The organism is Streptomyces graminofaciens, assembly GCF_030294945.1.
Taxonomy (GTDB): Bacteria; Actinomycetota; Actinomycetes; order Streptomycetales; family Streptomycetaceae; genus Streptomyces; species Streptomyces graminofaciens.
Window position 1 is genome coordinate 9,823,337 of sequence record NZ_AP018448.1, and the last position, 18,563, is coordinate 9,841,899.

At 72.2% G+C, this 18,563-nt stretch carries 20 protein-coding genes; 11 read left to right on the forward strand and 9 right to left on the reverse strand.

The annotated features are described in order from the left end of the window. Positions 1–14 precede the first annotated feature (14 nt). Positions 15–1,280, reverse strand: coding sequence for an inorganic phosphate transporter (locus SGFS_RS43230; protein WP_286257851.1), 1,266 nt, complete (start codon positions 1,278–1,280; stop codon positions 15–17). 221 nt (positions 1,281–1,501) lie between these two features. Next, positions 1,502–2,251 (reverse strand): lysozyme, encoded by a 750-nt coding sequence (locus SGFS_RS43235; protein WP_286257852.1) that lies wholly within the window; start codon positions 2,249–2,251, stop codon positions 1,502–1,504. 198 nt (positions 2,252–2,449) lie between these two features. Between SGFS_RS43235 and SGFS_RS43240 the strand changes: the two genes are divergently transcribed. The 3 genes from SGFS_RS43240 (at position 2,450) to SGFS_RS43250 (ending at position 6,135) form a co-directional block, all read left to right on the forward strand. Then, positions 2,450–3,175, forward strand: a complete 726-nt coding sequence (locus tag SGFS_RS43240) for a class II aldolase/adducin family protein (RefSeq protein WP_286257853.1) — start codon at positions 2,450–2,452, stop codon at positions 3,173–3,175. A gap of 136 nt (positions 3,176–3,311) precedes the next feature. Further along, positions 3,312–4,442, forward strand: a complete 1,131-nt coding sequence (locus SGFS_RS43245; RefSeq protein ID WP_286257854.1) for an alpha/beta hydrolase — start codon at positions 3,312–3,314, stop codon at positions 4,440–4,442. Positions 4,443–4,737: 295 nt separating this feature from the next. Then, the gene (locus SGFS_RS43250) at positions 4,738–6,135 is read left to right on the forward strand and encodes a hypothetical protein (protein WP_286257857.1); all 1,398 of its coding nucleotides are present in this window, start codon (positions 4,738–4,740) and stop codon (positions 6,133–6,135) included. Between the two features lie 61 nt (positions 6,136–6,196). Here SGFS_RS43250 and SGFS_RS43255 read toward each other — a convergent pair whose 3' ends face one another. Then, the gene (locus SGFS_RS43255; RefSeq protein WP_286260354.1) at positions 6,197–6,610 is read right to left on the reverse strand and encodes a VOC family protein; all 414 of its coding nucleotides are present in this window, start codon (positions 6,608–6,610) and stop codon (positions 6,197–6,199) included. Between the two features lie 277 nt (positions 6,611–6,887). Between SGFS_RS43255 and SGFS_RS43260 the strand changes: the two genes are divergently transcribed. The 3 genes from SGFS_RS43260 to SGFS_RS43270 all read left to right on the forward strand — a co-directional run bounded on the left by SGFS_RS43260 (position 6,888) and on the right by SGFS_RS43270 (position 9,982). Beyond that, positions 6,888–8,486, forward strand: coding sequence for an ABC-F family ATP-binding cassette domain-containing protein (locus tag SGFS_RS43260; protein WP_286257859.1), 1,599 nt, complete (start codon positions 6,888–6,890; stop codon positions 8,484–8,486). A 357-nt stretch (positions 8,487–8,843) separates the two neighbouring features. After that, positions 8,844–9,065 carry a helix-turn-helix domain-containing protein gene (locus SGFS_RS43265; RefSeq protein WP_004002281.1) on the forward strand — a complete coding sequence of 74 codons (222 nt, stop codon included), beginning with the start codon at positions 8,844–8,846 and terminating at the stop codon, positions 9,063–9,065. A 125-nt stretch (positions 9,066–9,190) separates the two neighbouring features. Next, positions 9,191–9,982, forward strand: coding sequence for an enoyl-CoA hydratase/isomerase family protein (locus SGFS_RS43270; protein WP_286257862.1), 792 nt, complete (start codon positions 9,191–9,193; stop codon positions 9,980–9,982). 34 nt (positions 9,983–10,016) lie between these two features. On the opposite strand, the gene SGFS_RS43275 is transcribed toward SGFS_RS43270, so the two are convergent. Continuing rightward, on the reverse strand, positions 10,017–10,748 hold the full coding sequence (locus SGFS_RS43275) for a nucleopolyhedrovirus P10 family protein (protein WP_286257863.1): 732 nt from the start codon (positions 10,746–10,748) through the stop codon (positions 10,017–10,019). A gap of 99 nt (positions 10,749–10,847) precedes the next feature. Here SGFS_RS43275 and SGFS_RS43280 point away from each other — a divergent pair, with 99 nt between their 5' ends. From SGFS_RS43280 to amaP, 5 genes are read left to right on the forward strand one after another with little or no spacing between them, the layout of a single operon-like run. Next, positions 10,848–11,333 carry an Asp23/Gls24 family envelope stress response protein gene (locus SGFS_RS43280; RefSeq protein ID WP_286257865.1) on the forward strand — a complete coding sequence of 162 codons (486 nt, stop codon included), beginning with the start codon at positions 10,848–10,850 and terminating at the stop codon, positions 11,331–11,333. Positions 11,334–11,369: 36 nt separating this feature from the next. After that, positions 11,370–11,555, forward strand: a complete 186-nt coding sequence (locus tag SGFS_RS43285) for a hypothetical protein (protein ID WP_286257867.1) — start codon at positions 11,370–11,372, stop codon at positions 11,553–11,555. Beyond that, entirely contained in the window at positions 11,552–11,935 is a 384-nt protein-coding gene (locus SGFS_RS43290) for an Asp23/Gls24 family envelope stress response protein (RefSeq protein ID WP_286257868.1), read from the forward strand. Before SGFS_RS43285 ends, SGFS_RS43290 begins: the two co-directional genes overlap by 4 nt. After that, the gene (locus SGFS_RS43295; protein WP_286257869.1) at positions 11,932–12,648 is read left to right on the forward strand and encodes a DUF6286 domain-containing protein; all 717 of its coding nucleotides are present in this window, start codon (positions 11,932–11,934) and stop codon (positions 12,646–12,648) included. Before SGFS_RS43290 ends, SGFS_RS43295 begins: the two co-directional genes overlap by 4 nt. Positions 12,649–12,655: 7 nt before the next feature. Continuing rightward, on the forward strand, positions 12,656–13,234 hold the full coding sequence (gene amaP, locus SGFS_RS43300; RefSeq protein WP_286257870.1) for an alkaline shock response membrane anchor protein AmaP: 579 nt from the start codon (positions 12,656–12,658) through the stop codon (positions 13,232–13,234). A gap of 85 nt (positions 13,235–13,319) precedes the next feature. On the opposite strand, the gene SGFS_RS43305 is transcribed toward amaP, so the two are convergent. The 5 genes from SGFS_RS43305 to SGFS_RS43325 all read right to left on the reverse strand — a co-directional run bounded on the left by SGFS_RS43305 (position 13,320) and on the right by SGFS_RS43325 (position 18,497). Next, positions 13,320–14,075: an SDR family oxidoreductase gene (locus SGFS_RS43305; RefSeq protein WP_286257872.1), complete on the reverse strand. Its 756-nt coding sequence runs from the start codon at positions 14,073–14,075 to the stop codon at positions 13,320–13,322. A gap of 5 nt (positions 14,076–14,080) precedes the next feature. Beyond that, complete coding sequence (locus SGFS_RS43310) at positions 14,081–15,874, reverse strand: glycoside hydrolase family 15 protein (RefSeq protein ID WP_286257874.1); 1,794 nt, start codon at positions 15,872–15,874, stop codon at positions 14,081–14,083. A 114-nt stretch (positions 15,875–15,988) separates the two neighbouring features. Continuing rightward, entirely contained in the window at positions 15,989–16,282 is a 294-nt protein-coding gene (locus tag SGFS_RS43315; protein WP_286257875.1) for a hypothetical protein, read from the reverse strand. Then, the gene (locus SGFS_RS43320; RefSeq protein WP_286257877.1) at positions 16,279–16,944 is read right to left on the reverse strand and encodes a sigma-70 family RNA polymerase sigma factor; all 666 of its coding nucleotides are present in this window, start codon (positions 16,942–16,944) and stop codon (positions 16,279–16,281) included. Before SGFS_RS43320 ends, SGFS_RS43315 begins: the two co-directional genes overlap by 4 nt. After that, complete coding sequence (locus SGFS_RS43325) at positions 16,941–18,497, reverse strand: sodium:solute symporter family protein (RefSeq protein ID WP_286257879.1); 1,557 nt, start codon at positions 18,495–18,497, stop codon at positions 16,941–16,943. Before SGFS_RS43325 ends, SGFS_RS43320 begins: the two co-directional genes overlap by 4 nt. Positions 18,498–18,563 lie beyond the last annotated feature (66 nt).

Here is an 18,563-nt window from a genome sequence, read left to right on the forward strand (position 1 = left end):
GGGAGTCGCGGGGCTCAGACGGCCGGTGTCGGCGCCGACGGGTTCGCCGGGGTCTCGGCGGCGGTGGCGGCCGCGGCGGTCGCCGGGGCCGGGATCGTGGCCGTGAGGTCCTCGGCGACCGTGCCGACCGGCGGCGGGGTGACGGCGGCGATCGCCGCGGTAACCACACCGGGGGGTTCCTCGGAGTCGTTCACGTTCGTGTGATCGACCACCTCGCGGCGCGAGATCATCCAGATCGCGGCGCTGGAGGCGATGAGGAAGACGGCGACCAGACCGGTGCCCCAGCCGCCGAACGAGGTCACCCACTCGGCGAGCGCGGCGACGAGCGCGGCGGCCGGGAGCGTCAGACCCCAGGCGACGAACATCCGGGTCGCGGTGGACCAGCGGACGACACCGCCCTTGCGGCCGAGGCCCGCGCCCATCACGGCACCGGAGACCGAGTGCGTGGTGGAGAGCGAGAAGCCCAGGTGCGAGGAGGCCAGGATGACCGTGGCCGCGCTGGTCTGGGCGGCGAAGCCCTGCTGCGGCTGGAGGTCGGTCAGGCCCTTGCCCATCGTGCGGATGATGCGCCAGCCGCCCAGGTAGGTGCCGAGCGCGATGGCGAGACCGGCGGACAGGATGACCCACAGCGGCGGGTCCGAGTCGGGCGCGAGGGCGCCACCGGTGACCAGGGCGAGGGTGATGATGCCCATCGTCTTCTGCGCGTCGTTCGTGCCGTGCGCCAGCGAGACCAGACCGGCGGAGGCGATCTGACCGGCGCGGTAGCCCTTGCGGGAGGCCTTCTCACTGGTGTGCGCGCCCAGCTTGTACGTCAGCCGGGTGGCGAACGACGCCGCGATGCCCGCGACCAGCGGGGCCGCGATGGCCGGGATCAGCACCTTGGTGACAAGGACGTCGCCGTGGACGCCGTTCAGGCCGACCGAGGCGATGGTGGCGCCGACCAGGCCGCCCATCAGCGCATGCGAGGAACTGGAGGGGAGACCGACCAGCCAGGTCACCAGGTTCCAGAGGATGGCGCCGACGAGCGCCGCGAAGATCACCTCTGGCTGGATGCCGGACTCGTCGACGAGTCCCTTGGAGATTGTGTTGGCGACCTCGATGGACAGGAACGCGCCGACAAGGTTGAGCGCGGCGGACATGGCGACCGCGACCTTGGGCTTCATTGCGCCGGTCGAGATGGTGGTGGCCATCGCGTTGGCGGTGTCGTGGAAACCGTTCGTAAAATCGAACGCGAGCGCGGTGATCACCACGATCGCGAGGATCAGCGAGAAGTTTTCCATTTACCCGGGCTTCTTTCGGACGTCAGTGACATGTGGACCGTAGGCAGCCTGGGTGAACGGAAGATGAACTGAGGCGGACCGGAGGGTGTAGTGATCGGGGTGCCGTCGTTCCGCTTGCGGACGGCGATGTGCCGAATCCCGGCGGAACGACGGGCCCGAACCTCGAACTGAGGTGGAATCCCAGACTCCGGAAGCCTCTCATGAGGTCCCGGTGTGAGGGCTCAGCCCTTGGCGAACTTCTTGAGCCGGGCCATGGAGCCGTTGAAGAGGTTCTGGTCACCGGGCAGGCTGCCACTGGCGTTGTCGTGCTGCCAGATCGTCCAGAACGTCCATCCGGCGGGCAGTTCGCCCGCCCCCGCCGAGTCGTAGCGGGCGAGCCACAGCGGATGGTTCGCGCCGAAGGCCGCGCTGTTGCCGGTGCACGTCTTCCACCAGTGGGTGGTCGTGTAGATCACCGGACGGCGGCCGGTCAGCCGTTTCACCTCGTCGCTGAAGGACTTGATCCAGTCGACCATCCTGCCGTCGCTCAGGCCGTAGCACTTCTTCTTCCTGTCGTACGGGTTGTATTCGATGTCGAGCGTCGGCGGCAGCGTCCAGCCGTCCGCGCGCCAGCCGCCGCCGTTGTTCACGAAGTACGCGGCCTGCGTCTTCCCGGACGACTCGTTCGGCACCGCGAAGTGGTACGCGCCGCGGATCAGGCCCGCGTCGCGCGACCCTTCGTACTGCTGGTCGAAGTAGGGGTTGCGGTAGGTGGTGGACTCGGTCGCCTTGACGTAGACGAACCTGGCGCCCTTCGACTTCGCGCTCGCCCAGTCGACGTTCTTCTGGTGCGAGGACACGTCATGCCCCTTGGGCTTGCCGGCGGCCGAGACGTCGATCTCGGCGAGGGCGGTCCCCCCTAGGGCGAGCGTGGTGACCGCCGCCGCGAGAGCGCGGTTGCGGAGACGGGACGGTTTGCGATCACAGGCCATGTTTCCCCCCGGAATGGCGACATGTACGGCAAAAACATCCGGAGGCTATTGGAAGATCCGCGGATGCCGGTCGATCTCCGGCCAATCACCATCAGAGGTGGATGTATATGCATATGCGCCCTACCGGGGCCCCTGCCGTCCGCCCTACAGTGCCCCCGCCCGCGGGCCGTCCGGACCACCGCCTGGCAGGATCGCGGCATGGCTGAGCAGCGGGACGACGGACGGGGCGAGCGGGACACGGGCGGGCGCGCACAGGGCGCACGGAACCCGGGCCTGCCGGACGACGTGGCGGGCGCGTGGGGCGAACTCGTCGCGACCGCCCGCCGGACGGTCGCCGAGGGTCTGGTCGTCGGCACCTCCGGCAACGTCTCCGTACGCGTCGGCGACACCGTCCTGGTCACACCGACGGGCGTGCCGTACGACCGTCTGACGCCGGCCGACGCGACGGGCGTGGACCTCTCCGGCCGACAGGTCCTCGGCACGCTCCGCCCGACGAGCGAACTCCCCATGCACCTGGCGATCCACAACACCACCGACGCCCGCGCCGTGGTCCACACCCACGCCGTCCACGCGACGGCCGTCTCCACCCTCGTCCGCGAGCTGCCGCTGATCCACTACATGTCCGGCGCCCTCGGCGGACCCGTCCGCGTCGCCCCCTACGCGACCTACGGCACCGAAGAGTTGGCCGAGAACATGCTCCGCGCCCTGACGGACCGCACGGCTTGTCTCCTCCAGAACCACGGCACGATCACATACGGAAACACCCTCTCCGAGGCCTACGACCGCACGGCCCAACTGGAATGGATGTCCCGCGTCTGGCTGACGGCGTCCTCGGTCCCCGGCCTGTCGCCGACACTGCTCACCCGGGACCAGGTCGCGGAGGCGGGGGAGAAGCTCCGGGAGTACGGACAGCGGCGGCTTTGAGCGGGTTCGAGCGGGACGCTGGGGGAGCGCGGCAGCCGAGTGAGGGCTGTATCCGGTTCCCGACCGGAGACGTGCGCACATCACCCGAAACGCACGCCCACTGGCCCACGACCGGCTCCGCCGGGACACTGGAGCCGTGCGTGCAGTCAGAGCGGCAGTCGCGGCTGCCGGTGTCGCGTTCGCGGCCGGGGCGGCCGGTGTCGCCGCCGGCCGGCTGGCCAGTGACGCCGCGCTCAAGGCGCCACCGGGCCGCCCGCTGCCCACGGAACCCCGGCTGACCGTGCACGCCACCGCCGCGGGCCGGATCGCGCTGACCCGCGCCTTCGCCTCGCAGCGCCCCGGCACCTACGGCCTCACCGGCGACGACTCCCACGCGGTCGTCGGCGACGTACTGAACGGCCCCGCCCACTCCGCCGACACCGTCGTACGCCGCCTGGAGCGCGTCACCCACGGCACCCTGGAAGCGGGCGACCGGGTGTGGCTCACCCCGGCCCTGCACCGCGGCGACCCGGGCGGCGCCCTCGGCCTCGACCACACCGAGGTCGAGATCCCCGGCGAACTCGGCATCCTGCCCGCCTGGTTCGTGCCCGCGCCCCGCGACACCTGGGTCATCGCCGTGCACGGCCTCGGCACCACCCGCGAACACCCCATGAACATCATGGAGTTCCTGCACCGCCACCGCTTCCCGGTGCTCGCCCTCGCCTACCGGGGCGACCTCGGCGCACCACGCTCCCCGGACGGCCTGAACCACCTCGGCGAGACCGAGTGGCGCGACGTCGACGCGGCCGTCCGCCACGCGCTGAGCCACGGCGCCCGGCGGATCGTCCTGCACGGCTGGTCCACCGGCGCCACCATGGCCCTGCGCGCCGCCGAGCACTCCGCGCTGCGCGACCGCGTCACCGGCCTCGTCCTGGACTCGCCCGTCCTCGACTGGCCGGCCACCCTGCGCGCCCTCGCCACGGCCCGCCGCACCCCCGGCGCCCTGCTGCCCCTCGCGGTCCGCGCCGCCCAGGGCCGCGTCGAGGGTCTGCGCGGCGACTCCGACGACCAGACGGCCGTCCCGCCGCGGCTCAAGGCGCCGACCCTGATCTTCCACGGCCCGGACGACGTCGTCGCCCCCTGGGACGCCTCCCGCCGCCTCGCCGCGCTCCGCCCCCAGCAGATCTCCCTGCGGACCGTCCGGAACGCCCCGCACGGCGCCATGTGGAACGCCGACCCCGCCGCCTACGAAGAGGCCCTCCGCCGCTTCCTCACCCCGCTCATGTGAGTCCGGAGGTCACCTCCGCGCACGGTCGGCGGCGCTGTGGTGCTCACCCCGTCGACGGATAGGTACGTTCCATTCCGCTTCCGGCCCCACCACGGCGATCCGCACCCCGGACGAACCCTCGCACACCCCTCCCAACCACCCTCGTACTGCCCCTGTGGCGGCCCCTGTTCGGCCTTCCTCCCGCCCTCCTCCGGCCCCCGCCGAGCCTCCGGGGAACCCCGTGCGTTGGCCACCCCTGTCGCCCGCTGTGACATTCCGTTTGGGTTTTCGGACCGTCAACCGGAAGACTGCCCCCGTGACGTCCCGTAACCCGCGCGACTCCAGGCTCCGACTCGTCAGCCCGCGAACCCTGGCCGCCGCTCCCCGAGCAGCAGTGACCCAGCGCCGCAGACCGGCCCCCCGGCCGCCGGAGGGCACCCCGCCACCCGCGGAACTCGCCCGCATGGCCCGCGCCGGCCTGGCGGCCGCGGCCCGTGTCGCCCGCTGGGCCGACGCGGCCCTGCGCCCCGGCCGCGACAGCGCGAGCCCCGACGGCAAGGGCACCCTCTCCGAGGCGACCGCCGGCCGGGCCGCCGCCGAACTGGGGCTGACCCCGGATCAGGTCCGCCACGACTGGGACACGGCCCGACTGGCCGGCCTCGTCGAGGTGCACGGCGACAGCGCCCGTCCCGGCTGGCGACTGCGCGCCTGGAACCGCGACGACAGCGCCGTACTGCGCGGCTGGGTCGCCTTCTTCGACGCCTGGTCCATCGCCCACCCCGAGCCCGCGGACCGTGAGCCCGCCGCCGTCGCCGAGGTCGTCTCGGCGATGCCCCAGGTGCTCTCCTTCCTCCAGCTCTCCGCCGGCCCCGTCCCCGTGGAGCAGCTCCTCGACCTCCTCGAACAGCGGGTCACCGAACTGCGCACCGAGCGCTGCGAGATCCCCTACGTGCCGCAGCCCGAGCGAACAGCCGAGCCCGGCCCCGACGACACCCCGCTCGCCCCGCTCCTCGACTGGGCCCTCGACGCCCTCGCCTCCGTCGGAGCCCTCACCTGCGGCGACGGCCAGGCCACCCTCACCCCGCTCGGCAGCTGGGCGGTGTGGGTGAAGCTGGAGCAGATCTGCGTCGCCGCGCAGAGCCCCGCCGGGAACATCGAGGTGTCCGCCGAGGACATGCTCCGCGGCTGCGCCCAGCTCCGCCCGAACGCGGCCCGCGCCGAGTACCGCGCCTGGCTCGCCGCCCGTCCCGTCGGCGGCGCCGTCACCGAGCTCATCGCCGCCGCCCGCGGCGAGGACGCCCTCATCCGCGGCCTCGCCTTCGAGGCGCTGCGCGTCGTCGGCGCCCCCGCCGAGCCGGACGTCCGTGCCGTCGTCGACGAGACCCCGCTGCGCCCCTACGCGCTGCTGTGGCTCGCCGAGCACGACGGCGCCGACCCCGAGGACGCGCACGAGGTGCTCACCCGCGAGGAGGCCACCTGGCTCTGGGTGGACACCGCCGCGGCCGTCGCCGACCACGGCGAGGCCCCGCTCCTCGTACGGCATCTGGAGTCCGCCGTGCAGGCCACGGTCCCCGCGCTGCTCGACGAGGTCCGCGCGGTCGGGCACCCCCGCACCGTGCAGGTCCTGGTCGCCCTCGCCGCCGCCCACCCCGACCCGGCGCTCGCCAAGGCCGTCCGCAGGGCCGCCTTCCAGGTGCACACCGGAGGCAGCTGACCGGGGAACGCGGGGGAAGAGCCGGAGGCGACGGCGGCCGACGCGGCGCCCCGGCCCGGCGTCAGACCGCTATGTCCGGGGCGTACGTACCGAAGCTCCACACATTGCCCTCGACGTCCCGGGCCATGTAGTCCCGCGAGCCGTAGTCCTGGTCCGTCGGGGGCATCAGGATCTCCACGCCGTGCTCCACGGCCCGCCGGTGATGGGCGTCCACGTCGTCCACGACGATGTAGACGCCCGCGGGCCCGGCGCCCTTCATCGCGGTGTCGAACACACCGCCGCGGCCCTTGGAGCCGAGCATCACCGCGCCGTTGCCCTGCACCAGCTCCGCGTGCAGCACCGCGCCGTCCTCGTCCTCGTACACGGACAGTTCACTGAAGCCCAGCCCCTCCGTGAGCAGCTTGATGGCCGCCTTGGCGTCCGCGTACAACACCGTCGGATAGATACTCGGACGGCCCTCGCCCTTTCCCGCCATGCCGATCACGCCCTCTCCCCGGCCCGGAATCCCACCTGTCGCCCAGTCTCGCACCGGCCACCGACAACGCCATCCCGACCGCGAGACCCGACGGAACCGACACAGACCGGTGTCCGGCGCGGCGGTGACCGATACCACGTGAGGCCTTGCGGCCACGGCGGATAACCGCTTGCTGCCCCCAGTTAGAATTGGCCCATGGCCATTCTCCTCGCGCATTAGACGGCGGGAACGTCCTCAGCCGCCCGCCCGCCACCCAAGTCCGCCCTGGAGTCTGTCCGTGATCTCCGCCTCCGGTATCGAGCTGCGCGCCGGTGCCCGTGTCCTCATCGAGTCCGCCACCTTCCGCGTCGCCAAGGGCGACCGCATCGGCCTGGTCGGTCGCAACGGCGCCGGCAAGACCACCCTCACCAAGTGCCTGGCCGGTGAGGGCCTCCCGGCCGGCGGCACCATCACCCGCTCCGGCGAGGTCGGCTACCTCCCGCAGGACCCCCGCACCGGCGACCTCGACGTCCTCGCCCGCGACCGTGTTCTCTCCGCCCGCGGCCTCGACGTACTGATCCGCAAGATGCGCGAGAACGAACAGCGCATCGCCAACGGCCAGGGCTCCACCCGCGAGAAGGCCATGCGCCAGTACGAGCGGCAGGAGACGGAGTTCCTCACCAAGGGCGGATACGCCGCCGAGGCCGAGGCCGCCACCATCGCCGCCGCGCTGAACCTCCCCGACCGGGTGCTCGGACAGCCGCTGCACACGCTCTCCGGCGGTCAGCGCCGCCGTATCGAGCTGGCCCGGATCCTGTTCTCCGACGCCGACACCCTGCTGCTCGACGAGCCGACGAACCACCTCGACGCCGACTCGATCGTCTGGCTGCGCGACTACCTCAAGACCTACCGCGGCGGCTTCATCGTGATCTCCCACGATGTCGACCTGGTCGAGACGGTCGTCAACAAGGTGTTCTACCTGGACGCCAACCGCGCCCAGATCGACGTCTACAACATGGGCTGGAAGCTCTACCAGCAGCAGCGCGAGGCCGACGAGAAGCGCCGCAAGCGCGAGCGGCAGAACGCCGAGAAGAAGGCCGCCGCGCTGCACTCGCAGGCCGACAAGATGCGCGCCAAGGCCACCAAGACCGTCGCCGCGCAGAACATGGCCAAGCGCGCCGACCGGCTCCTCGCCGGCCTCGACGCGGTACGGGTCTCCGACAAGGTCGCCAAGCTGCGCTTCCCCGATCCCGCGCCCTGCGGCAAGACCCCGCTCACCGCCGAAGGCCTGTCGAAGTCGTACGGCTCGCTGGAGATCTTCACCGACGTCGACCTGGCCATCGACAAGGGCTCCCGCGTCGTCATCCTCGGCCTCAACGGCGCCGGCAAGACCACCCTCCTGCGCCTCCTCGGCGGCGTCGAGAAGCCCGACACCGGCGAGGTGATCGAGGGCCACGGCCTCAAGCTCGGCTACTACGCACAGGAGCACGAGACCCTCGACCCGGAGCGCACGGTCCTGGAGAACATGCGCTCCGCCTCCCCCGACCTGGACCTGGTCGAGATCCGCAAGACGCTCGGCTCGTTCCTGTTCTCCGGCGACGACGTCGACAAGCCGGCCGGGGTCCTCTCCGGCGGCGAGAAGACCCGTCTCGCGCTCGCGACCCTCGTGGTGTCCTCCGCGAACGTCCTCCTCCTCGACGAGCCGACGAACAACCTCGACCCGGCCAGCCGCGAGGAGATCCTCGGCGCGCTGCGCACCTACAAGGGCGCGGTCGTCCTCGTCACCCACGACGAGGGCGCGGTCGAGGCGCTCCAGCCGGAGCGGATCATCCTGCTGCCGGACGGCGTCGAGGACCTGTGGGGCGCGGACTACGCGGATCTCGTCGCACTCGCCTGATCGAACCGTCGATCAACTGCCTGGCAGGGGTTGATCAACTGCGGCTGGATCATTCGGCCCATCGGTGATCCATCATCTGTGTGAGATCTCCTCGTACCGAGGTGTGTCCTACATCGATTTCACGGCCGAGCCCTTCTGTACTGAGGGCTCGGCCGTCGTGCGTCCCTGACCTGCCACTTCATGGATCCACTCGTTCGGCCGTACGGACGACTCCGGGCGGAATGACAGGTTCCACTCGTGGGGACGCACTCCTGTCGTCAAAACCTTGTCTCACGGACCTTGCCGAATGGGTGGCCAACCCGCCCCGGAGGGGTGATCATGAGGAGACCAGAGCGCACTTCCCATGAGGAGGCACGGGTGGCCGAGACTCTGAAGAAGGGCAGCCGGGTGACCGGCGCCGCGCGCGACAAGCTCGCGGCAGACCTGAAGAAGAAGTACGACTCCGGTGCGAGCATTCGGGCGCTGGCCGAGGAAACCGGCCGCTCGTATGGCTTCGTACACCGGATGCTCAGCGAGTCGGGCGTCACGCTTCGAGGGCGTGGCGGAGCGACGCGGGGCAAGAAGGCCGCCTCGTCCTGACTCCGGGCGGCCCATCGGCTTCGATGGTGGCCACCCGGTCGGTCGTCTGATCGGCCGGGTGGTTACTGTGCAGTCACTTAGCATCGTTCCATCGCTCTGCTGACCGCACTCACCGGAGGCGCCCCATGGCTTCGCTCGAACCGCTGCTCGACCAGGACGGCGTTCGGCTCACCGTCGACGATGCGCTCGGCACGGTGACGCTGACCAACCCGGCCAAGCGCAACGCGCAGAGCCCCGCTCTGTGGCGCGCGCTCACCGAGGCCGGGCGGGCACTGCCGGGCTCCGTCCGTGTGGTCGTGCTGCGTGCCGAGGGCAAGTCGTTCTCCGCCGGGCTCGACCGGCAGATGTTCACGCCCGAGGGGATCGAGGGCGAGCCGTCCTTGATCGACCTCGCGCGCCAGGACGACGCCGAACTCGACATGACCATCGCCGCGTACCAGGAGGCGTTCACCTGGTGGCGCCGTAACGACCTCGTGTCCATCGCCGCCGTGCAGGGCCACGCCGTCGGTGCGGGCTTCCAGCTCGCGCTCGCCTGTGACCTGCGGGTCGTCGCGGACGACGTGCAGTTCGCCATGCTCGAGACCAGCCTCGGACTCGTTCCCGACCTCACCGGCACACATCCGCTGGTGAGCCTCGTCGGGTACGCCCGCGCGCTGGAGATCTGCGCGACCGGACGCTTCGTCCAGGCCGCGGAGGCCGAGCGCATCGGGCTCGCGAACCTCGCCGTGCCCGGGGACCAACTCGACGCCGCTGTGAAGGACTTGGCGTCGGCGCTCGTGGCCGCGCCACGGGACGCGGTCATCGAGACCAAGGCGCTGCTGCGCGGTGCCCAGAGCCGTGGGTACGACGAGCAGCGGGCGGCCGAGCGTGCCGCGCAGGCCCGGCGGCTGCGAGACCTCGCGGGCGTGGGGGAGTAGGCAGGGTCGAGCGGCCCCTGTACGGGCGGGGCGGTCAGTCGACGGCGGTGACGAGCACGGCCACCGAAGGGTGGTCCGGCAGGGCGTTCCCCACCGCGTGGCGGACTCGGCGTGCCACTTCCAGAGCCGGCATGCCCTCCGTCGCCGTCACCGCGAGCTCCACCCGCACATGACGTCTGGGCAGCGCGGGCCCCGTAACGAGGTGGACCGCGCGGCCCGGGTCGCCCAGAGCACCGGTCAGCCGGGTGACACCGGGGACCGACAGCGCGGCGGCGGCCACGCGCGACTCCTCGTCGTCGCCGGGCGGGGGTGGCCCGGCCGTACGGGCTTCCTCGGAGGTGGGCTGCCCGGGGGCGTCGTCCGCCTCCAGCAGGCCCGTCACCCGGAGGTCCACGTCCGTCACCCTCAGTCCGAGGCGTAGCCGCGCGGTCGTGGCCAGCGCCGCGCGCAGCCGGGCGGCCGTCGCGGGCAGGGACTCCGCGTCCGGGGCCACCGAGGCGAGCAAATCGGCGGTGACACGGAGCGGGCCCGGTGGGAGCGCGCTCGGCGGGGGCGGCACGGCGGCCTCGTACGACTGGTGCGCGTCGATGAGAGCGATGCGCAGTCCGCCCAGGCGAACCCCCCGCACCGAACGGGCCGCCCGGCGCAGTACCGCGTCGGCCGCCTCCTCCGTGATCCACGCGCCGTCGCGTGCGCCGCCCAGCGGGAGCACCCTGCCCAGCCCGAGCTGCTGTCGTACGGCCTTCGTCCACGCGTCCGCGGTCATTGCTCCAGCCTGCCGCATCTCTGGAGCATATGGGGACAAACCCGCCTAGTCTGGGCAAAGAAGGATGGCCGGAAGGGACGACCGGAAGGGACGAGCGACATGACCGAGACGACGGAGCAGGGCCGGACGGACAGCTCCGATCTGATGAAGGAGTCGTCGCAGAGCGGGCGCAAGGCCACCAGGCGTGGTGGCGGCGACCCGGCCACCCGGGGGCGTACCACCATCGCCGACGGTGTCGTCGAGAAGATCGCCGGGCTCGCCGCACGGGACGTGGTGGGCGTGCACGCCATGGGCAGCGGACTCTCACGGACCTTCGGGGCCGTGCGCGACAGGGTCCCCGGCGGATCGAAATCCGTCACGCGGGGTGTGAAGGCCGAGGTCGGCGAGGTGCAGACCGCGCTGGACCTGGAGATCGTCGTCGACTACGGGGTGTCCATCTCCGATGTCGCCCAATCCGTCCGCGAGAACGTCATCGCGGCCGTCGAGCGCATGACGGGGCTGGAGGTCGTCGAGGTCAACATCGCCGTCAGCGATGTGAAGCTGCCGGACGAGGAGGACGAGGAGTCGGAGTCCCGCCTCCAGTAGATCGGAACGCCCATAGTCTGAACCTAGGAGCACTGCATGAGCTTGGCCGTGGTCGGCTTGATCGCCGGCATGGCGCTGGCCTTCGCCGGGTACTTCGGCGGATTCGGTGCCTTTCTGCTGGTCGCCGCACTCGGTGCCGTCGGCTTCGTCGCCGGCCGGTTCCTGGAAGGGGACCTGGAGCTGGGCGACTTCTTCCGCCCGCGTGACGACCGGCGCCGATGAACCGGGTTCCGCCGGTGACCCGGGTCTCGCTCGTGAAACAGGTCGTCGTGGCGCCCGGCGAGCGCGGGAGCACCCGGATCACCGACCGGGTCGTCACCAAGATCGCCGCACAGGCGGCGCGCGAGGCACTGGAAGCACCCGCGCCCGACTCCGCGCCCCCGCACGCCACCGTCCTCGTCCATTTCGAGACGGCGCGCGTCCGCGTCAGCCTCGAACTCCCCTACCCCTCCGACATCGGTGGCCAATGCGCTGCCGTGCGTCGCCGTGTCGCCCAGCGGGTAGGGACGTTGGCGGGAATGGACGTATCGGAGGTGGCCGTCCAGGTGGAGCGGCTGCACCTGGTGCACGCACACGACGCGGCACAGGGGAGGACGCGATGAGCGAACCCCACGACCCCGAGAGCACCACGCGACGCATGCCCGTCATCGAGAAGACCGACGAGGCGGACGACACCACCGGCATCGGTGAGAAGGCGGCCGGCGCCGGGCTCGACCAGTCCGCCTCGGCCGCCGCCTACCACCCGCCGCCCACCCTGGAAGGCGGCGACGGCGACGAGCGGCGCTTCTGGTCCGCGCGCCGTGTCCCCGCCGGAATCCTCGCCGTGCTGCTCCTCCTCGGCACCGGCTTCTTCCTCTACGACATCGTCGCCGTCCGCGCCGGTCGGTCCGCCATGGCCTGGCGCAGGTCGCTGGCCCGGCAGCTCGCCGAGCGGCCCCTCGACGACACTTGGGTGCTCGTCGGCGCCGGGGTCGCCGTCGCCCTCGGCCTCTGGCTGCTGGTCCTCGCCCTGACGCCGGGGCTCCGCGACGTCCTGCCCATGCGGCGCGTCCACACCGACGTACGGGCCGGGCTGCACCGGGGCGCCGCAGCGCTGGCCCTGCGCGACCGGGCCATGGAGGTCGCGGGCGTGCGGTCCGTACGGGTCCGGGCGGGCCGCAAGCGGGTCGACGTCCGCGCGGTCGCGCACTTCCGTGAACTCGACGATGTACGGGCGGACCTGGACGTCGCGCTCGCCGACGGCATCCGGGGGCTCGGCCTCGCCAGGCCGCCCTCCCTGTCGGTGCATGTGCGGCGTCCCGGCCGGAAGGGGTGAGGCGAACGTGCTGAGGATCGTCAACCGGGTGCTGCTCGGGTTCGTCGGGCTCGTGCTGGTGGCGCTGGGCGGGGCCGTGCTCGCCGTTGGACTGGGGCTTCGACCGCCCTCGTGGTGGCTGCACGACGGACGGCACGACGTGCTGCTCAGCCAGGCGGAACGGGCCCGGTGGCGGGACGACGGCTGGTGGTGGCCGACCGTCATCGCCCTACTCGCGGCCCTGCTCCTCCTCGCCCTGTGGTGGCTGGTCGCGGTGGTGCGCCGCCACCGTCTCGCCGAGGTGCTCGTCGACACCGGCGACGGCGAGGGCGCGCTGCTGCGGGGCCGGGCACTGGAGGCCGTACTGGCCACGGAGACGACACAACTGGACGGCGTCGAACGCTCCCGGACCCGTCTGACCGGCCGCCGCAGCGCCCCCGAGGCGAGGGTACGGCTGTTGCTGCAGCCGCATGTCGACCCCGGGGAGGCACTGCGTCGGCTGACGACGGAGGCGGTGGCGCATGCGAGGGATTCGGCGGGGTTGGCGTCGCTTCCGACGGAGGTACGGCTCCGGGAGGCCAAGCACCGTGCGGAGAGGGTGAGTTGAGGGGCGCGGGGCTGCCTGCGTCCGTTTGCGGCTCCGCCGCGTGGGCGCGAGCAATCCACCACAACCCGCAGCGGAACGACGCCTCTCAGAACCCGTGCCGCATGCCCCCGTCCACCGGCACCATCAACCCCGTCAGATACGACGCGGCCGGAGACAGCAAGAACGCCGCCACCCGCCCGAACTCCTCCGGCGCCCCGTACCGCCGCAACGGAATCCGCGACTCATGAGCCGCCCTGGTCGCCTCAGGGTCGGCGGACATCCCGTCCAGTTCACGCACCCGATCCGTGTCGATGCGGGCGGGGAGCAGCCCGACCACCCGGATGCCACGCGGACCCAACTCGTCGGACAGCGACTTGGCGAAGCCCGCCAGCCCCGGGCGCAGCCCGTTAGAGATCGTCAGCCCCGGAATCGGCTCGTGCACCGACCCGGACAGGACGAACCCGATCACGCCCCCCTCGGAGAGCTCCGCGGCAGCGGCCCGCGCCAGGCGCACCGCACCCAGGAACACCGACTCGAACGCGGTGGTCCACTGCTCGTCCGTGTTGTCGGCGACGAACCCCGGCGCCGGCCCGCCCACGCTGACCAGGATGCCGTCGAAGCCCCCGAAGTGCTCGCGGGCGGCGGCGATCAGCCGGGCGGCGGCCTCCGGGTCGGCGTTGTCGGCGGCCACACCCACCGCGTTCGGCCCGAGCGCGGCGGCCTCCGCGGTGGCGCTCTCCTCCCCGCGGCCCGTGACGATCACCTTCGCGCCGTCGTCGACGAGTTGCCGCGCGGCCGCGTTGCCCAGTCCGCGGGTCGCGCCGGTGACGATGTAGACACGGTCCTTCAGCCCAAGATCCATGGCTCCTATCCTGCCTCCTCCGTACCGAACAGGGCGAGGGCGGTCCCCACCAGCCCCACATGGCTGAACGCCTGCGGGAAGTTCCCGAGCTGCCGGCCCGCGACCGGGTCGTACTCCTCGGCGAGCAGCCCCACGTCGTTGGTCAGCCCGACCAGCCGCTCGAACAACTCCCGCGCCTCCTCCGTGCGGCCGGTCATGTGCAACGCGTCCGCCAGCCAGAACGAGCAGACGAGGAACGTCCCTTCGCTGCCCGGGAGGCCGTCGACGGCGGCGACGGTCACGGGGGCGGAGCTGTACCGCCGCACGAACCCTTCGTGGCTCAGCTCCTCCCGGATCGCGTCGACCGTGCCGATGACGCGGTGGTCGTCCGGTGGCAGGAAGCCCACTTGGGGGATGAGCAGCAGCGCGGCGTCGAGTTCGGGGGAGCCGTACGACTGGGTGAAGGTGTTGCGGACGGGGTCGTAGGCGCGGGCGCACACCTCCTGGTGGATCTCCTCGCGCAGGGCGCGCCAGCCGTCGAGGTCGCCGTGGAGCAGCGGGGTGTGTTCCAGGGTGCGCACGGCGCGGTCGGCGGCGACCCAGGACATCACCTTGGAGTGGGTGAAGTGGCGGCGCGGGCCGCGCACCTCCCACAGGCCCTCGTCCGGCTGCCGCCAGGCCGACCGCAGGAAGTCCAGCAGGGCGCGCTGCATCCGCCACATGTGCGGCTTGTGGGGCAGGCCCGCACGCCGGGACAGGAAGAGGGAGTCGGCGACCTCGCCGTACACGTCGAGCTGCCGCTGATGTACGGCGGCGTTGCCGATCCGGACCGGGCGGGAGCCCTCGTAGCCGGACAGCCACGGCAGTTCGAACTCGGGGATGCGGCGCTCGCCGGAGAGGCCGTACATGATCTGGAGGTCGGCAGGGTCGCCCGCGACCGCGCGCAGCAGCCAGTCGCGCCAGGCCTCGGCCTCCTCGTGGTAGCCGCAGGAGAGCAGGGCGTTGAGGGTGAGGGTGGAGTCGCGCAGCCAGCAGTGGCGGTAGTCCCAGTTGCGGACGCCGCCGATCTCCTCGGGGAGCGAGGTGGTGGGGGCGGCGACGATGCCGCCGGTGGGGGCGTAGGTGAGGGCCTTGAGGGTGATCAGGGAGCGGACGACCGCGTCCCGGTGCGGGCCGTCGTACCGGCAGCGGGCCGCCCACGCCCGCCAGTCGGCGAGGCTCGCGGCCAGCGCCTCGTGCGGGTCGATGAGGCGGGGGCGGGGCTCGTGGGAGGGGTGCCAGGTGAGGACGAACGCGACCTTCTCGCCCGGCGCCACGGTGAACTCGGAGTGCGTGGCGCGGTCCTTGCCCCAGGTGCGTACGAGGGGTTCGCTGCGCAGCCAGGCCGAGTCCGGGCCCGCGACGGCCACGCGGTGGTCGTCGGCCTTGCGCATCCAGGGGACGACCGAGCCGTGGTCGAAGCGGAGGCGGAGAGTGCTGCGGACGGTGACCCGGCCGGTCAGGCCCTCGACGACGCGTACGACGTCGGGGGCGCGGTCGCGTTGGGGCATCAGGTCGGTGACGCGGATCGTGCCCTCGGCCGTCTCCCACTCGGTGTCGAGGACGAGGGAGTCGTGGCGGTACGCGCGGTGGGCGCAGGTGTCGGCGTCCTTGGGGGCGATGCGCCAGTTGCCGTTGTCCTTGTCGCCGAGTAGGGCCGCGAAGCAGGCGGGTGAGTCGAAGCGGGGGAGGCAGAGCCAGTCGATGGATCCGTGCCGGCTCACCAGGGCGGCGGTCTGGTGGTCGCCGATCAGGGCGTAGTCCTCGATGTGGGGATGCACGGGGGACGGGTTCCCTGGGCGGGGGCTGATCAGTCAGGTGGGATGGCGGGATGGCCCCACCGCGCCCACCCGTGCCGCCCCAGCGGCACGATTGCCCGCGGGTGGGGCAGCTGCTCAGCCCGGTCCCGTCCCCGCCGTCGTGCCGCCCGTTCCCGAGAAGATGACTCCCGGGTCGGACGGGGCCTGGTTGAGGACCCAGAGGCCGATCAGGGTGGCCAGGGCGAAGACGGTCAGGATGAGGACGGCGAGGACGAGGCGGCGGCGGCGTTCCCGGCGGAGCCAGTCGCCGCGGGCCGTGCGGTAGGCGTCGGGGGCCGCGTGGACGCCGCCGGCCAGCGCGGCGAGTGCCTCGGCCAGCTCGCGCTCGGTGCGGTCCTGGCCGGTGTCGTTGCCGGTCGTGTCGTTCATCGCCGGGCCTCCATCGCCTGGGTCAGGGCGGCGAGGCCGCGTGCGGTGTGGGTCTTGACCGAGCCGCAGGAGATGCCCATCGCGGCCGCGATCTCGACCTCCTTCAGCCCGAGCCAGTGGCGCAGTACGAGCGCCTCCCGCTGCCGGGCGGGCAACTGCTGGAGCGCGGTGATCAGCACCCGCTGGTCGTCGTGGAGCAGGGCGGTGCTCTCGGCGGAGGCGACCAGCTCCTCCGGCGGGGTCTCCACATGCCTGCGGGCGACCTGGAGGTGCCGTATCCGCATCCGGGTGAGGTTGCAGACCGTGGAGCGCAGGTACGCCTCCGCGGCCTCGGCGTCCCGCAGCCGCCGCCACTTGCGGTAGATCTGGTAGTACGCCTCGGCCACCACGTTCTCGGGGTCGTCGGCGCCCAGCAGCACCGCGAGTCGCAGCATCGAGGAGTAGTGCAGCTCGAACAGACGGGCGACACCGGCCTCGCGCTCCACGTCGGCGGGATCGCCGAGGGCGCCCGGCGGCAGTGCGGGGTTCGAAACCAGCGCGGGGCCGGGGATCAGTGGCTCGGCGGCGGTCGGAGCCGGTATCCGGCCCAGTGACTCGGCGGCGGTCACGGGTGCCGAAGCCGCCGGGGGCACCGGCATACGCATGTGCTGTCTGCGTCTCACGGTTTGCTCGCTCCCGTCTCGGGGCGCCGCCTGACGGTCAGGCGGGACGGTAGGTCGGTCACGTCGGCGCCGCGCGGGACGCCGAGCCGTTCGAGGACCGTGGTGCCGATCACGGCCACGGTCAGATTCAGCAGGAGGGCCACCAGCCCGGCGTAGACCTCCAGCGAACCGCCGCCCAGGAGCACGATGGACGAGAAGCCCTCGCGCACCACCAGGAACGTGCCCGCCGCCATGCCCACACCCCATCCGGCGAGCAGCGCCCGTGGATGGAGCCGCCCGGTGTACAGGCCGACCGCGACGGCCGGGAAGATCTGCAGGATCCACACCCCGCCGAGGAGCTGGAGGTTGATGGCGTCCTGGTCGCGCAGCCCGAACACGAACGCCACCGCCCCCACCTTCGCGGTCAGCGACACCGCCTTGGCGATACGCACCTGCCGCTTCGGTGTGGCCGTGGGCTGGAAGTACTCGACGTACACATTGCGGACGAAGCCGGTGGCTGCCGCGATCGACATCACCGCCGCCGGGATCAGCGCGCCCACGGTGATCGCGCCGAACACCAGTCCGGCCAGCGGCCCCGGCATCAGCCGGTCCACCAGCATCGGTACGGCCGCCTCCGCGCCTCCCTCGGGCGCCCGTACCCCGGCCGCGAGTGCCGCGACGCCGAGGAAACCGAAGAGGGCCAGGAGTCCCGTCCAGGCGGGCAGCGCCACGGCGACCTTGCGGACCGTGCGCGGCCCGTCGGCGGCGAACCCGGCGGTGAGCACATGCGGGTACATCATCAGGGCCAGCGCCGAACCGAGCGCGAGGGTGGCGTAGGCGGGCTGCTGCTCGGGGGCCAGCAGCAGTGCGGACTGTTCGACTCCGGTTCCGCCGAGCCGACGGGCCGCTCCTTCGAAGACCGCGCCCGGGCCGCCGAACCGTTCGAGGACCAGCCAGCACACGGCGGTCAGCGACACGAACACGGCCACCGCCTTCAGCGCCGAGATCACGGCGGGCGCCCGCAGCCCGTGCCGGTACGTCGCCACCGCGAGCCCCGCGAACAGCGCGACCATCACCAGATCACCGGCCGCGCCCTGCGGGTACACGCCCCCGGCCGTCAGCACCGCCCTTATCCCGAGCAGCTGCAACGCCAGATACGGCATCGTCGCGAGGATCCCGGTCAGCGCCACCACCAGGGCGAGCGGCGCCGAACCGTACCGGCCGCGCACGAAGTCCCCGGCCGTCACGTACCCGTGCCGCTGGGCGACCTCCCACAGCCGGGTCAGCAGTACGAAGGCCAGCGGGCAGACGAGCACCGCGTACGGCACCGCGAAGAAGGCGGGCGCCCCGCTGCCGTACGCCAGTCCGGGCACGGCGGTGAAGGTGTACGCGGTGAAGATCGTGCCGCCGAGCAGCAGCCAGGTCCATACCGGGCCGAGGCTGCGGTCGGCCAGCGCCCAGCTCTCCAGGGAAGGCAGTCGGTCGCTGGGACGCAGCCGGCGCGCGGTGACGGCCAGCAGCGACGCTCCGCCGATCACGGCGAGAAACGTCGCGGTCATGGCAGCGTCCGCCATGGGTCACCGTCCTTGGTGTGCCTGGGCCCTCGCGTGTTGGTTGCGCGGGTGGCCTGTTCGGAGGAC